Here is a 14,292-nt window from a genome sequence, read left to right on the forward strand (position 1 = left end):
TGTTGTCACGCGTCCGGCCTGTCATCGCATGGCGATGCGCCGCCGCTTAGCGCTTCACGTCTGCGCCGGCTTCCTGATCAGTTGCCTGACCTTGCATGTTCATCTTCATTTCGTTGTTGGCGGTCTGCTTATCCGCCTTCTGGTTGATCCTGGCGTCGCTCACCTGCTCCTTGTATTGCGACTTCGCGGCCTTCTGCTGTTCCTTCAACTGCGCCTTCGACGCCTTTTTCGATGCGCGATATTCGGCGTTGGCCTGCGCGTCGGCGTCGCGCTTCTGCACCAGCGGATCGGTCGAGCCGGCTGCCGTCAGACGCGTCGGCGCCGGCGTCACCGGCTGCACGCCTTGCGCGGCCGGGGCCGCAGGCGCGACATCAGCGCCCTGGGCCTGGATCTGCGCCTGGCCGGACATGCCGGCAGCCGGCTGCACGGTCTGCGCGAACGCGGCACTGGCGGCAAAAGCGGTCAGGGCGGTACCGATCAGGAGCGAACGAATCTGGGTCATGGCTAATCCTCTCTAAGGTTGTTGTGACACGGGCGTTCTGTCCGGCAGCGCATCGTCCTCTGCCTCGCCCGGTTTGCTCGTTGCCGGAAAAATCCAGCAGGTCTTCCTACAGACACGCACTTTACGAGTGAAGTTCGCAATAAACGACCCCTGTTACGGAACGTTTCATTTTCTGACAACTACATAACGCCTGCCTGCGATTGCCGGAGCGCGGTCTGCGCCCTCACGCGCACTTCCATCCAGGGCAAGCTTCTGGCTTATGATGCGAACCCCTTGCCTGAAAGTGCAAACGCCATGCCCAACCTCGATTTCACACTGACCGGCGACTACGTCGAACTGCACAATCTCCTGAAAATAACGGGCCTCGCCGACAGCGGCGGCTCGGCAAAAATGATGGTCGCGGATGGTGCGGTGACCGTCGACGGCCGGGTCGAAACGCGTAAAACCTGCAAGATCCGCGCGGGCCAGGTGGTGCTGCTCGGCGACACCCGGATCGCCGTTCACGAAGCGTGATGCGCCCCGAAGCGCGCCAGGCTTCGGCTGCGGCGCACTCCGGAAATTCGGAGTCTGGTACGCACCAGAATCGTGCTTCGTCCATCGACATTGCCGCGCCCAGGCAATAAGCTGTCAGTTTCGACAGACAAGCAGTTAGCTGACAGCCCGCCCTACGCTCCGGTGGCTCCTGGTGCTTTGTATTGCGCCGCCGTCGACGCTCCGCCCGTGCCACTCGCTCCCGTTGCCGCTCTGTCGCCACTTCCGACTTAAAGCGCTCCATGACTCAATCCGGCTTCTCCCGGGTGGCCACCCGGCCGCCGACGCTTTCCCGCCACGCCGCCGATACGGCCCGGCTCGCCGCGCCGCTCGCCATCGCGCAACTTTCGCAGATGGCGATGGCCGTCACCGACACGATCCTGCTCGGCTCGCTCGGCCCCGATTCGCTCGCGGCCGGCGGCCTCGGTGCCAACCTGTTCTTCGTCGTCGTCACGCTGCTGCAAGGCGTGCTGACCTCCGTCAGCGTGAGCGTGTCGCATGCGCGCGGTGCGCAGGACGAGGGCCGCGTGCCGCACATCTACTGGACCGGCTTTGTGTTGTCGGTGCTGCTGTCGGTGCCGGCGTTCTTCCTGCTGTCGTTCGCCACGCCGATCCTGCTGGCATTCGGCGAGCCCGCCCTGCTCGCGCACAACGTCGGCGAATACGCGGCGGTGCTGCGATGGGGCGCGCTCGGCAGTCTGATCGGGGTTGGCCTGATGCGCTCGTTCCTGCCCGCGATCGGCGCGGCCAAGCGGCTCCTGTGGGTATCGCTTGCCAGCGTGGGCGTGAACGGCTTTCTCAACTACGGGCTGATCCACGGCGCCTGGGGCCTGCCGCGGCTGGGCTTTCTCGGATCGGCCGCCGCCACGTCGATCACGGTCTGGCTCAGCGCGCTGGTGCTGATGGCGCTGCTGCATCTGCGGCCGCGCTATCGCCATTTCGTCGTCGCGACGCGGCCGAACGTGCCGCTGATGGGCGAGCTGTTTGGCATTGGCTGGCCCGTGGCGATCACCTACGGTGTCGAATCGACGCTGTTCCTTGCAACCGGCCTGATGGTCGGCCTGCTGGGCGAGTCGCAACTGGCCGCGCATCAGATCGCGTTGAACGTAGCCTCCGTGGCGTTCATGGTGCCGCTCGCGATTGGCCAGGCGGCGAATGTGCGGGTGGGTTTCTGGTCCGGCGCCGGCCAGCCGCTGGCGGCGCGCCACGCGGGATTCGTTGCGCTGGCGTTGGGCGTTGGCTTCATGACGCTGTCGGGGATCGTGTTGATTGCCGCGCCGCACTGGATCGTGGGGTTGTATCTGCATCTCGACGACCCGGCCAACGCGGCTACGGTTACGCTCGCCAGTTCGCTGCTTGGGGTGGCTGCGATCTTTCAGATCGTTGATGGGATGCAGACGGTTGGATCGGGGTGTTTGCGCGGGTTGAAGGACACGCGGGTGCCGATGATTGCCGCTTCATTTGGATATTGGGTGATTGGTTTTCCGACTGGTTATACGCTGGCGTTTCATTTTGGGCTTGGTGCGCGCGGTCTTTGGTGGGGGCTCGCGGCTGGGCTTGCCAGCGTGGCCATGTTGATGACGCTGCGGTTTCATAAGCTGAGCTTGCGGCGTGTGCCGGTTGGGGCTCCTGCTTCGCCCGCCCGCCCAACATGATGTGGTTGTTGCTCGCGCAACTGATCTTGAATTCTCTGTATGCCTATGACGGTGGCCTTTCCTTGGTCTGGCTTCCTGGGCCTTTCCTTGTTTTGTTTCTGGTTTTTTTAGCGTCCCCCCCCCGCACAGGAACACTAATAAACCAATAACAAAACAAGGAAAGGCCAACACCGTAGGCACAAGGAAATGCCGCCGCAAAAGGCAAAATCAAAGGCAAAACCAAATCCCTGATTCCCCTTAGAATGTTTTCGCAAACATCACATGCGAGCCACTCAGGGAGAGACCACCGTGCCGGGGCATGAGAACAACAACCAGAACAACGAGAAAAACGAGAAAAACGCAAACACCAACCCCGCCCAGCGGCCAGCCCCCCCTCACATAGTCAGCAGAACGAGACATTTCTTCCTGCTATGCTGCGCAGCGGCACTTTTAACCGCCTGCGCGAGCAAACCACCCGCCACAGCATTCGAGCGCCAGCCCACCCACGCGCTGCCCCCCACCGAAACAACCCCGCTCCACACGGCCCTGGCGCCGCTAGAAACCACGCATCCAGACCAGTCCGGCTTCCGCGTTCTATCAAGCGGCACCGACGCATTGCAAATGCGCATCGCCCTCGCCCGCGCGGCGACAAAAACGCTTGACATGCAGTACTACATCGCCAACGAAGACACCACCGGCAAACTCCTGCTCGGCGCAGCCCTCTACGCGGCCGATCACGGCGTGCGCGTGCGCATGCTGGTCGACGACCTGAACTTCAAGGACATCGACCAGATCATGGCGGGCCTGAACTCGCATGACAACATCGAAATCCGCGTCTTCAATCCGTTCGGCAGCGCGCAGGAAGGCATGTTCGAACGCACTACCAACCTGTTCACGCAAATCGGCCACTTCACGCGCCGCATGCACAACAAGGCCATGATCGCGGACAACCAGCTGGCAATCGTCGGCGGTCGCAATCTCGGCGACGAATACTTCAGCGCAAGCGAAACCCTGCAGTTCCGCGACCTCGATGTGCTGGCCGCAGGCCCGATTACCGCCGACATCTCCGCCAGTTTCGACGACTACTGGAACAGCAGCATCGCCTATCCATTGCGGGTGCTGAACAAGCAGAAGTTCGACGCGAAAGAGCTCGATCAGACCCGCAACGACCTGCGCCAGCATTGGCGCACCAACGCCGATCCGTACAACGCAAAGCCACTGAACGCCACGCCGCTCGCCACACAAATCGCCAACGATCAACTCGGCCTGACCTGGGCGCAGGCCGAATTCAAAGCGGACGCCCCGGAGAAAATCGAACATCCGTCGCCAGACTACGTCAGTCCGCCCATGCAGCGCCTTGTCGATCTGATGCACGACGCCCAGAAAGATTTCCTCATCGTTTCGCCCTACTTCGTGCCGCACGAAACCGGCGTCAAGGCGCTCGGCCAACTGACGCAGCGCGGCGTGCGGGTGGCGATCCTGACCAACTCGCTCGCCGCCACCGATGCAGTCGCCGTGCAAGCAGGCTACAGCCCGTTTCGCGTGCCGCTGCTGCAACAGGGCGTCGAATTGTATGAATTCAAACCGCAGCAGAACACGCCGCGCGTGGGCTTCGCGGGTTCCCGCTCGCGTGCCAGCCTGCACGCAAAAACCTATGTGATCAATCGCAGGATTCTGGTGATCGGTTCGATGAATCTCGACCCGCGCTCGGCGAATCTGAATACCGAACTGGCACTGGTGATCCATAGCGCGCCGCTCGCCGAACAGGTCGCGCAGATCTTCGATCGCGCCACGAAGCCGGAAGTCAGCTATCGCGTCACACTCGCCGATCCGGCACAGTTTGCGTATCTGCGCTCGATCGGTGCGCCGCTCTCGCCGCTCGTCTGGACCGACGTCGAAGACGGCACCCCGCGCACCTATATCTTCGACCCGCAAGCGGGTTTTTACCGGAATGCGCTAACGGGTCTATTCTCCCTATTGCCTGTCAACGCAGAACTTTAAGAAGCGGAGTGGAACATGACTGACGACGTACGAATGGAACGCGATACGTTCGGTGAAATCGCCGTGCCGAACGCTCGCCTATGGGGCGCGCAGACTCAGCGCTCACTGCAGAATTTCCGCATCTCGACCGAGAAACAGTCGCCCGAACTGATTACCGCGCTGGCCGTGATCAAGCGCTCGGCGGCCGAGGTCAATCAGGGTCTGGGCGTGCTCGATGAAAGCAAAGCGAAGGCGATCATGCAGGCAGCCGACGAGATCATCGACGGCCAGCACCCCAACGAATTTCCGCTCGCGGTCTGGCAAACCGGCTCCGGCACGCAGACCAATATGAACCTGAACGAGGTGATCGCAAATCGCGCAAGCGAGCTGCTCGGCGGCGAGCGCGGCGAGGCGCGCAAGGTACATCCGAACGACGACGTGAATCGCGGCCAGTCGTCGAATGACGTGTTTCCGACCGCCATGCATGTGGCCACGGCCTACGCGATCGTCAAGCATCTTCTGCCTGCACTGAAGACATTGCGCGGCACGCTCGACAGCAAGGCAAAAGCGTTCGCCGACATCGTCAAGATCGGCCGCACGCATCTGCAGGACGCGACGCCGCTCACGCTCGGCCAGGAGTTCTCAGGCTATGTCGCGCAACTCGACCACGGCATTCGCCATGTCGAATCCGCGCTGCCGCATCTGTATGAACTCGCCCAGGGCGGCACAGCGGTCGGCACCGGTCTGAACGCACATCCGCAATTCGCGGACAAGGTCGCGGCGGCCATTGGCAAGCTGACCGGCGTGCCGTTCGTCTCGGCGCCGAACAAATTCGAGGTGATGGCCGCGGCCGATGCGCTGGTTTTCGCGCATGGCGCGCTGAAAACCGTCGCGGCGAGCCTGAACAAGATCGCCAACGACATCCGCTGGCTGGCGAGCGGTCCGCGTTGCGGCCTGGGTGAATTATCGATTCCGGAGAACGAACCGGGCAGCTCGATCATGCCGGGCAAGGTCAATCCGACCCAGTCCGAAGCGTTGACGATGCTCTGCGCGCAAGTATTCGGCAACGACGTCGCGGTGAATATCGGCGGCGCAAGCGGCAACTTCGAGTTGAACGTATTCCGGCCGATGATCGCCCACAACGTGCTGCAGTCGATCCGTCTGCTCGCCGATGGCGCGCACAGCTTCAACGACAACTGCGCGATCGGCATCGAGCCGAATCACGAGCGCATCGATACGCTGCTCAATGAATCGCTGATGCTGGTGACCGCGCTCAATCCGCACATCGGCTACGACAAGGCGGCGAAGATCGCGAAGAAAGCGCACAAGGAAGGCACGACCCTGAAGGCGGCGGCGCTCGCGCTCGGCTTTGTCAGCGAGCAGCAGTTTGACGAATGGGTGCGCCCGAAAGATATGGTCGGGCATTCGGCGGGGTAATCGGTTGGATGAGCGGCTAGCCTGCCCTGATTTGAACGACGGGCCGCGCGAATCAGAACTTCGCGCAGCCCGCCGGACGGTGCAACAAAGTACCAGCGACGCGCGTGCCCGCGCGGGTTAAACCTTCCCTTGCGCCACTTCTTCCGGCTTCAGTTCGACGATCGCGTCGAGCGCTTCTTTCACGTCCATTGCATATTTGGCGAGGCGCTTCTGCTCGTCCGTCTCCGGCACGAATGCAGGCACCGGCACCGGGTGACCGTTCTCGTTCACCGCCACCATCACGACGAGGCAATCGGTGGTTTGCAGCAACTCGCCGCCCTTCGGATCGCCCGCCTGCACCGACACGTGAATGTGCATGCTGGTGCGGCCGGTAGCCACGATGCGCGCGCGCAATTCGACCAGGTTTCCGACCAGAATCGGCCGGCGAAAGCGGATATTGCCCACGCTAACCGTCACGCAATAGCGTCCCGACCACACTGCCGAGCACGCATACGCGGTCTCGTCGATCCACTTCATCAAGGCGCCGCCGTGCACCTTGCCGCCGAAGTTGACCGAGGTGGGCTCGGCGAGAAAACGGAACGTGGTTTCGGAACGGTCCAACGGCGATAAGGCAGGCGTGCTCATCTTGACTCCGGTCGATCGCATGCATGGAAAGGAGCCGATTATACGAGGGCAATATTGACTGCGGCGCGCGTTACGTAGGCCGCGCGCTTCGAGTTAGTGCACAAATTTCCGCCATGCTTTCCGTTTGCTTTCACTTGACGGGACGACTTCAGGCCCGCAGCGCCACTCATCGCGCGGCGTGGGCCGCCACGCGCTGCGGCGCAACCGCCGACGCAAAACGCTCGCGATAATCGAGTGGCAGCACGCCGAAACGGCGGATAAACGCCCGCCGCAAGTTCTGCTCGCTACCGAAACCGCAGTCGAGCGCGATCCGCTTGAGCGGCCGGCGTGATTCCGCGAGCGCCCGCGAGGCGGCTTCCAGGCGCAGCGCCGATACGGTTTTAGCCGGCGTCCGGCCGACCTCGTCGACATAGCGGCGCGCGAAGGTCCGCGGACTCATCCTGGCGCGCTCCGCGAGCCGCTCCACCGACAGATCGTCCCGCAAATGCGCCGCCATCCAGCTATGGAGCGCCTCGAACGGCCCGCCTGCCGAGGCCTGCGCGGCCAGCGCCGCGCTGAACTGCGACTGCCCGCCCGGACGCTTCATGAACACCACGAGACGCCGCGCCGCCTGCATGGCGGCCGCATGGCCGACATCTTCCTCGATCAACGCCAGCGCCAGATCGATACCTGCCGTCACGCCCGCCGACGTCCAGACGGCGCGGCCCTCGCCGTCGCCCGGACGCACGTCGCGGATGAAGATCGGATCGGCGTCCACCTGCACGTTGGGAAAGCGGCGCGCGAGATGGGCCGCGTCGCGCCAATGCGTGGTCGCGCGACGCCCGTCGAGCAGGCCCGCTGCCGCGAGATAGAACGCGCCGGTGCATACCGAACACACGCGCCGCACATCCGGCGCACGGCGCCGGATCCACGCGACGAGTTCGGGCTGCAGCGTGCCCTGCTCATCGACCGGCACGCCGGGGACGATCAGCGTGTCGATCGGCTGATCGTCCAGCGAGTCGAGCCGCTCGGTGACGACGGGCAGCCCAGGGAATGTTTGCAGCACGCCGCCGTCGATCGACGCAACGGTCGTGCGGTAGGCCACCGGGGCCGCGGACTTGCCGTCCGATCCGGATGAAACCGCAGCGGCGAGCGTCAGTTCGGCGCGCCAGAATGCTTCGAGCGGACCGCATGCGTCGAGTAACACAAGCTCGGGCGCGACTGCAAAAACGATATGACGAACGGTCATCAGGACAGCATCTCCGCCGTTTGCCGCTTGCGCGACCATGCATAGGCGAGCGTCACGAGCGCCGCCACCAGGAGCAGCGGAAAGATCGCTGCATTGATCGTCGCCCAGCCGAAGCGCGCGAGCAGTTGCCCCGCGAGCAATGAACCGAGCGCGGAAAACGCGAAGGTCGTGAATTCGCTGGTCGCCTGCGTTTTGGCGCGCTCGGACGGCCGGTACGATTGCGCGAGCAGCGTCGAGCCCCCTACAAACATGAAATTCCAGCCCACACCCAGGCAGGCCAGCGCGGCGTAAAAGTGCGGGAGATCGGTCGAACGCAAAGCCAACACGCCGCACAACGCGGACAGCGCGATGCCCGTGCCGATCACCTGCAGCACGCCGAAGCGCCTGATCAAGCGCGCCGAAAACAGCGACGGCGCGAACATGCCAACCAGGTGCCACTGAATGATCGCCGCGCCATCGCCGATCGTGTGGCCGCAGGCGACTGCCGCGATCGGCGTGGCGGTCATCACGAACATCATGACGGCGTAGCCGAGCGCATTATTGGCGAGCGCCGCCGCGAAGATCGGTTGCCGCACGATCTCGCCGAGCGGTCGCGCCGGCTCATGCGTCGCCGTCGCGTTCGCGGATGGCGCGGCGTCACGGTACAGCAGCGCCAGCAAGGCAATTGTCATGAGGCCGAAGACGGTAACCAGCGCATACGAACCCGCGAACGCGACCGGCGCGAGCCAGTCCTTACTCCAGGCGGCGAGGAGCGGCCCACAGACCGCGGCCACGACGCCGCCGGTCAGCACGGTCGAAATCGCGCGGCTTTTCGCTTCCATGCCGACGGCGTCGGCCGCGGCCAGACGGTAATACTGCGCAAACGCCTGAAACACGCCGACCGTCGCCGTGCCGGCGCAGAACGCCCAGAAACTGTGATGAAAGATCGCCCATACCGAGACCGCGCCGCCCAGCGCGCCGACACCCGCGCCGAGGACAAAGCCCGCGCGCCGGCCGATGCGCGCCATCAGGAACGACGCGAAGATCGTGGTCAGCGCGGCGGCGACGGTGATCAGCGAAAACGGCAGGGTGGCGAGCGCCTTGTCGTCGGCAAGCGTGTAGCCGACCAGGCCGGTCAAGGTCAGGTCGATCGACACCGACGAGGTGTACAGGGCCTGGCACACCGCCAGCACGCGGGCGGCGCGCCGCCCGTGCGGGTCGGAATGGAAACCGGTCTGTCCGGCGGGCAAGGAGGAAGCGGCGGACGGCGGCATCGGTAAGCCTCGGCGGTCGGAGTGGCGAAGCTTGATCGTCACATGCCCGATGATGGCAGAAATGACAATGATGCATCAATTCCAGCCAGCGGCCCACCCGCTCGGCTGGCGCATCGGAGAGCCGCGCCCGTGCGAGCCTATTTCCGGACGGTCACGCCTTCGTCGATGGTGCCGTACATGGTGATGCTGCCCGTGCCCGCACCCGACGAACCGGCACCGCCCTGCGCGCAGGCACTGAACAGCAGAATCGCGGCAGCGACGGCGAAAAGAAGTTTCATGACAGCGTGTTCCTGCAAAGACAGACTTTGATTCTAGCCTGGCGGCCCGGCGCGCCACGCAAAGCACGCAGGCCCGCCGCGCACACCGTCTTTTCGTAGCTGCTGCATTCGATATTTCACGCTAAGCTGAAACATCGAATACCGCTGACGGATACAGTGGACTTATGGCGCCCTGCCCGCGCCGCCAACCGGAGACGCCCCATGCCCGCTTCGCTCGCAGACGAACAGAATCACTTCCCAGGCCTGAGCCGGATTGGCGCGCTGCTCGCCGACCCCGGCCGCGCCGCGATGCTGTGGGCGCTGATGGACGGCAGCGCCCGGCCCGCCGGCGAACTCACGATGATCGCCGGGCTGTCGCCGTCGGCGGCGAGCGCCCATCTCGCGCGCCTGACCGACGGCGGCCTGCTCGCGCTCGAAGTGCGCGGGCGGCATCGCTATTTCCGGATCGCGTCGTCGGACATCGCCGCATCGATCGAGGCGCTCGCCAACGTCGCGCAGGTCAGCGCGCCGCAGCGGGCCGTGCCGCGTCCGGTACGCACGGTGCCGGTCGACATGCGCTACGCCCGGACCTGCTACGACCATATGGCGGGAGAATTGTCGGTGCAGGTGTTCGAACGGCTGGTCGAGCGTGGCCTGCTGACGCTGGACGGCAGCTCGCTCGAGGCCACGCCCGCGGGTACCGCGCGCTTCGCCGAATGGGGAATCGACATGTCCGCCCAGAAGGGCCGCCGGCGCCGCTTTGCCTGTACCTGCCCCGACTGGAGCGAGCGGCGCCCGCATCTGGGCGGCGCGCTCGGCGCGGCGCTGCTCGACTCCTGGTCGTCTCATGGCTGGGTCGAGCGCACGGAGCGGCCACGGATCCTGCGCATCACGCCGGCCGGCCATCGGCATTTCGACGCCTTTCTCGCCGCGTGAAGGCCGTCCCGCGTACTACGCGCGATGACGGAAATGCCGCAATTTGCTTACGAACATCCTTGTCGAGATATTTTGTTACACGCCGGTGGGGTGGCCTTACAAAAGTGGGGGCCTTGAAACAAACGGTGCGGGTACAGTGATTCACGGATGCAGCAAAATGCCGCCTCCGTTGGAGATAAGTCATGAGAACACACACCACGCCCCTGCATTCGAACCGTCGCCTCACCGGCTATACACTGATCGCGGCAGCAGCCTTCCTGTTCGCTGCACAAGCCACCATCGCGCAGGAAACCGAGCCGCCGCCGCCGGGCGCCGCCACGCAGAATACCGACGATCCGCCCGGACGCGTAGCGCGTCTGAACTACACGGCCGGCGCCGTGACCACCGAACCGGCCGGCGCGACCGACTGGTCGTATGCGCAGATCAACCGCCCGCTCACCACCGGCGACCAGTTGTGGAACGATCAGAACGCGCGCTCCGAATTGCATATCGGCTCGACCGCCGTGCGTCTCGGCGAGTCCACCAGTCTCGACCTGCTCAATCTCGACGACAACAGCGCGCAACTGAAAATCGCCCAAGGCACGATGTCGGCGCGGATACGCGAAGTCGCACCCGGCTCGTCCTATGAAATCGACACACCGAATCTCGCGCTGGGCCTGAACGGTCCCGGCGACTATCGGGTCGATGTCGCACCGGACGGCACCAGCACCACCGTCACCGTGCGCAGCGGCAGCGCTACCGTCTATGGCGACGCCGGCCAGGTGCCGGTCGCCGCCGGTCAGCAGATCCGCTTTGCCGGCACCAACCTGCAGCAGGTGGCGGACAACGGCGCGCCGGGCCTCGACGGCTTCGATCAATGGGCAGCGAGCCGCGATGCGGCGGAAGACCGTTCGGTGTCGGCCCGCTACGTGTCGCGCGACGTCCCCGGCTATCAGGATCTCGACGCCAACGGCACGTGGCGCAGCAGCCCCCAATACGGCGAAGTGTGGGTGCCGAGCTCGACGCCCGCCGGCTGGGCGCCGTATCACGACGGTCACTGGGTCTGGCAGGCGCCGTGGGGCTGGACCTGGGTCGACGACGCGCCGTGGGGCTTCGCGCCCTATCACTACGGCCGCTGGGCCCAGGTCGACGACGCGTGGGCGTGGGTGCCGGGACCGATCGTGGTCAGCGCGCCGCCCGTCTACGCGCCGGCACTGGTCGCCTTCGTGGGCGGCGGCGGTGGCGGCGGAGTCAACTGGGGCGTGGATCTGGCGATTGGCGGCGCGGTGGCGGCCGGTGTCGCGTGGTTCCCGCTCGGCCCAGGCGAACCGTGGCATCCGCGCTGGGGCGATCACTGGAGTCCGCACTACTACAATCGCGTCAACCAGACGACGATCGTCAACAACTACAACCGCAATGTGAATGTGACCAACATTCACAACACGTACATCAACTATCGCGCGCCCGGCGCCGTGACCGCGGTGCCGGCAACCGCCTTCGTGCATGGCCAGCCGGTTGGGCGCTTCGCACAGAAGGTCGATCCACGGCAATGGCGCAACGCGCAGATCAACCCGGGCGGCCCCGGGATCGCGCCGGTGCGGGACAGCTTCGGATCGGGTCTGCGCAATGCGAATTACCGGCCGCCGGCCGGCGTGATGGCGCGCCCGGTGGTCGCCACGCGCAGTCCGGCGATGCCGGCGGCGTATCACGACAGCCTCGCGCAACGTTTTGCGCAGAGCGGAGGACGTGTGCGGGGTGCAGGCGAGCCAATCGTGCGGACCTCGGTGCCGGCGCATTTCGCAGGCGGCCCGGGTGCGCTGCCGGCGCAGAACGTGCGGGTCGTGCAGTCGCATATCCCGGGGCGGCCGCCGGGTATGGCGCCAGGCGCGCCGGGTATGGCTAACCCGGGAATGGCTAACGGAACGCAGCAGGCTGGACAGCGCCCGGGCGAAGCGCCGTTCAACGGACAACCGCAGCGCGGCGGTGAAATGCAGGCGCGGCCGGGAATGCCGCCGCCAATGGCCAACGGCCGGCCGCAGCCCGGCGAGGCAGCGCATCCCGCCAATGGCGTGCCGCGTCCGCCTGTCGCGAACTTGCCGAACGGCGGCAACCCGAACGCTTACGCCCAGCAGCACGGTGTAACGGCGCAAGCGGGACAGCCAGCCGGCGCGGATGGACGCCACGAGCCAGCATGGACGCAGCCGCATCCGCCGATGGCGCAGCAGGCGCAACAACATGGCGGCCAGCAGGAGCAGGCAGGACGACCCGGTTTCACGCCGCAACCGGGCGCGCAGGCAAACGCCGGCATGCAACAGCACGGCGCACCGCGTCCAGCGGAAAACCCGGCTGCGGCGGAACAGGGGCGTCAGCCGCAATTCCGCCCACAGCCACAGACGCAACCGCAGCCGGTGCAGCGCCAGCCTGAACCGCAGGCGCCGCGTGTGCCGGAAGTCCGCGCCCAGCCGCAGGCGCCGCGGCAGCCGGAATACCATCCGCAGCCGATGCAACAGGCGCAGCAACCGCGTCCGGAGTTTCACCCGCAGCAGGTGCCGCAACCGCGTCCTGAGCAGCACGTACAGCAAGCGCCACAGCAGCCACGTCCGGAGTTCCACCCGCAGCAGGTGCCGCAACCGCGTCCGCAACAGGCGCAGCAGCCGCGCCCCCAACCGCAGCATGCCGAGCAGCATTCGGGGGGCGGCAACCACGACGAGCACCACAAAGGCTAAGCGCGCCGGAGCATATCGCCTGACGGCAGCAAGAAAAAACCCCCGCGATTCGCATATCGCGGGGGTTTTTCTTTAGGGCGTCTGCTTGCAGATAAGCGCTCAGATCGCCATCGGCGCCGTCAGCGGCTCATGATGCCGGTAGCCGACCAGCGAGAAATCGGACGGCTCGATCTTTTCAAGCCATTCCGGCTCGTACACACCGGTTTTCGCGTAATCGGGCACGCGGTCCGAGAGCGCCAAGGTCGGGCTCTCGTACGGTTCGCGCGTGATCTGCTTCTGCAACATGTCGAGCTGGTTCTCGTAGATGTGCGCGTCGCCGATGAAATAGGTAAACCAGCGCGGCGTGAAGCCCGTCAGGCGGCCTACCAGGTGCAGCAGCGCCGCGCCTTCGGTGAGATTGAACGGTGTGCCGAGCCCGACATCGTTGCTGCGGATATACAGACACAGCGAAATCTCCCGGCGCGCCACATTCGGCAGGAACTGGTAAAGCAGATGGCAGGCCGGCAACGCGATCTCGTCCAGCACCGCGGGGTTCCAGGCATGAAACAAAATGCGCCGATCGGCGGGGTTGTTCATGATCGTGTCGAGACACTGCCGCAGTTGGTCGATCGCTTTGTACAGCAGCACTTTCGGGCTGCCGTTCTCTTCGAATTCACTCACCACCTGGAAGCCGCGCGCGGTGGCGTCGGCCAGTTGCGCGCTCGCGCCGGCGTCCAGCATCTTGTACGCCGGCCATTGGCGCCACTGCACCCCGTACACCGCACCGAGATCGTCCGGACCTTCGCGATACGGATTGGCGAGCCATTGCGGATTCTGATTGGCGTTCGCGTCCCATACCTTGCAGCCGAGATCGCGGAAGTCCGCGGCGCTGCGCGAGGCGCGCAGGAAGCCCACCAGTTCGCCCACCGCCGACTTGAACGCCAGCTTCTTGGTCGTCACGGCGGGGAAGCCCTGCTGGAGGTCGAAGCGCAACATCGCGCCCGGCATGCTAATGGTGCGGATGCCAGTGCGGTTTTCCTGCCACGTGCCCGTGTCGAGAATTGTGCGGACGAGGTCCAGATATTGTTTCATGCGGGTTCCTTCGACGAGGCGCGGACACAGGTGGACGCGCGCCACGGAGATTGAGCGGAAAACCCGATTTTAACAAGCGCCGCCGGGCAGCGCCCGGTCACGGCTTGCGGAAACAACCCTGTCAGTGGGAAAGC

General features: G+C 65.0%; 12 protein-coding genes. 6 read left to right on the forward strand and 6 right to left on the reverse strand.

The features are described from left to right. Positions 1 to 46: 46 nt before the first annotated feature. On the reverse strand, positions 47 to 502 hold the full coding sequence (locus PQR27_RS15460; RefSeq protein ID WP_408524470.1) for a hypothetical protein: 456 nt from the start codon (positions 500 to 502) through the stop codon (positions 47 to 49). Between the two features lie 294 nt (positions 503 to 796). Between PQR27_RS15460 and PQR27_RS15465 the strand changes: the two genes are divergently transcribed. The 4 genes from PQR27_RS15465 to fumC all read left to right on the forward strand — a co-directional run bounded on the left by PQR27_RS15465 (position 797) and on the right by fumC (position 6,084). Next, on the forward strand, positions 797 to 1,015 hold the full coding sequence (locus PQR27_RS15465; protein ID WP_011489423.1) for an RNA-binding S4 domain-containing protein: 219 nt from the start codon (positions 797 to 799) through the stop codon (positions 1,013 to 1,015). A gap of 260 nt (positions 1,016 to 1,275) precedes the next feature. Further along, on the forward strand, positions 1,276 to 2,688 hold the full coding sequence (locus PQR27_RS15470) for an MATE family efflux transporter (RefSeq protein WP_408524471.1): 1,413 nt from the start codon (positions 1,276 to 1,278) through the stop codon (positions 2,686 to 2,688). Positions 2,689 to 2,949: 261 nt separating this feature from the next. Next, on the forward strand, positions 2,950 to 4,668 hold the full coding sequence (locus PQR27_RS15475; RefSeq protein ID WP_408524472.1) for a phospholipase D family protein: 1,719 nt from the start codon (positions 2,950 to 2,952) through the stop codon (positions 4,666 to 4,668). A gap of 15 nt (positions 4,669 to 4,683) precedes the next feature. After that, positions 4,684 to 6,084 (forward strand): class II fumarate hydratase, encoded by a 1,401-nt coding sequence (gene fumC / locus PQR27_RS15480; RefSeq protein ID WP_408524473.1) that lies wholly within the window; start codon positions 4,684 to 4,686, stop codon positions 6,082 to 6,084. Between the two features lie 117 nt (positions 6,085 to 6,201). On the opposite strand, the gene PQR27_RS15485 is transcribed toward fumC, so the two are convergent. The 4 genes from PQR27_RS15485 to PQR27_RS15500 form a co-directional block, all read right to left on the reverse strand. Further along, on the reverse strand, positions 6,202 to 6,708 hold the full coding sequence (locus PQR27_RS15485; protein WP_408524474.1) for an acyl-CoA thioesterase: 507 nt from the start codon (positions 6,706 to 6,708) through the stop codon (positions 6,202 to 6,204). 166 nt (positions 6,709 to 6,874) lie between these two features. Continuing rightward, entirely contained in the window at positions 6,875 to 7,936 is a 1,062-nt protein-coding gene (locus PQR27_RS15490; protein WP_408524475.1) for a GlxA family transcriptional regulator, read from the reverse strand. Beyond that, on the reverse strand, positions 7,936 to 9,189 hold the full coding sequence (locus PQR27_RS15495; RefSeq protein WP_408524476.1) for an MFS transporter: 1,254 nt from the start codon (positions 9,187 to 9,189) through the stop codon (positions 7,936 to 7,938). The genes PQR27_RS15490 and PQR27_RS15495 overlap by 1 nt, the downstream gene beginning before the upstream one ends. Before the next feature lie 137 nt (positions 9,190 to 9,326). Next, positions 9,327 to 9,467: a hypothetical protein gene (locus PQR27_RS15500; protein ID WP_408524477.1), complete on the reverse strand. Its 141-nt coding sequence runs from the start codon at positions 9,465 to 9,467 to the stop codon at positions 9,327 to 9,329. Positions 9,468 to 9,668: 201 nt separating this feature from the next. Here PQR27_RS15500 and PQR27_RS15505 point away from each other — a divergent pair, with 201 nt between their 5' ends. Beyond that, positions 9,669 to 10,382, forward strand: a complete 714-nt coding sequence (locus PQR27_RS15505) for an ArsR/SmtB family transcription factor (protein ID WP_408524478.1) — start codon at positions 9,669 to 9,671, stop codon at positions 10,380 to 10,382. Between the two features lie 182 nt (positions 10,383 to 10,564). Then, positions 10,565 to 13,087 (forward strand): DUF6600 domain-containing protein, encoded by a 2,523-nt coding sequence (locus tag PQR27_RS15510; protein WP_408524479.1) that lies wholly within the window; start codon positions 10,565 to 10,567, stop codon positions 13,085 to 13,087. Positions 13,088 to 13,186: 99 nt separating this feature from the next. Here PQR27_RS15510 and PQR27_RS15515 read toward each other — a convergent pair whose 3' ends face one another. Beyond that, entirely contained in the window at positions 13,187 to 14,158 is a 972-nt protein-coding gene (locus PQR27_RS15515; protein WP_408524480.1) for a thymidylate synthase, read from the reverse strand. Between the last annotated feature and the right edge of the window lie 134 nt (positions 14,159 to 14,292).

The organism is Paraburkholderia fungorum (genome assembly GCF_046027215.1).
GTDB lineage: Bacteria > Pseudomonadota > Gammaproteobacteria > Burkholderiales > Burkholderiaceae > Paraburkholderia > Paraburkholderia fungorum_D.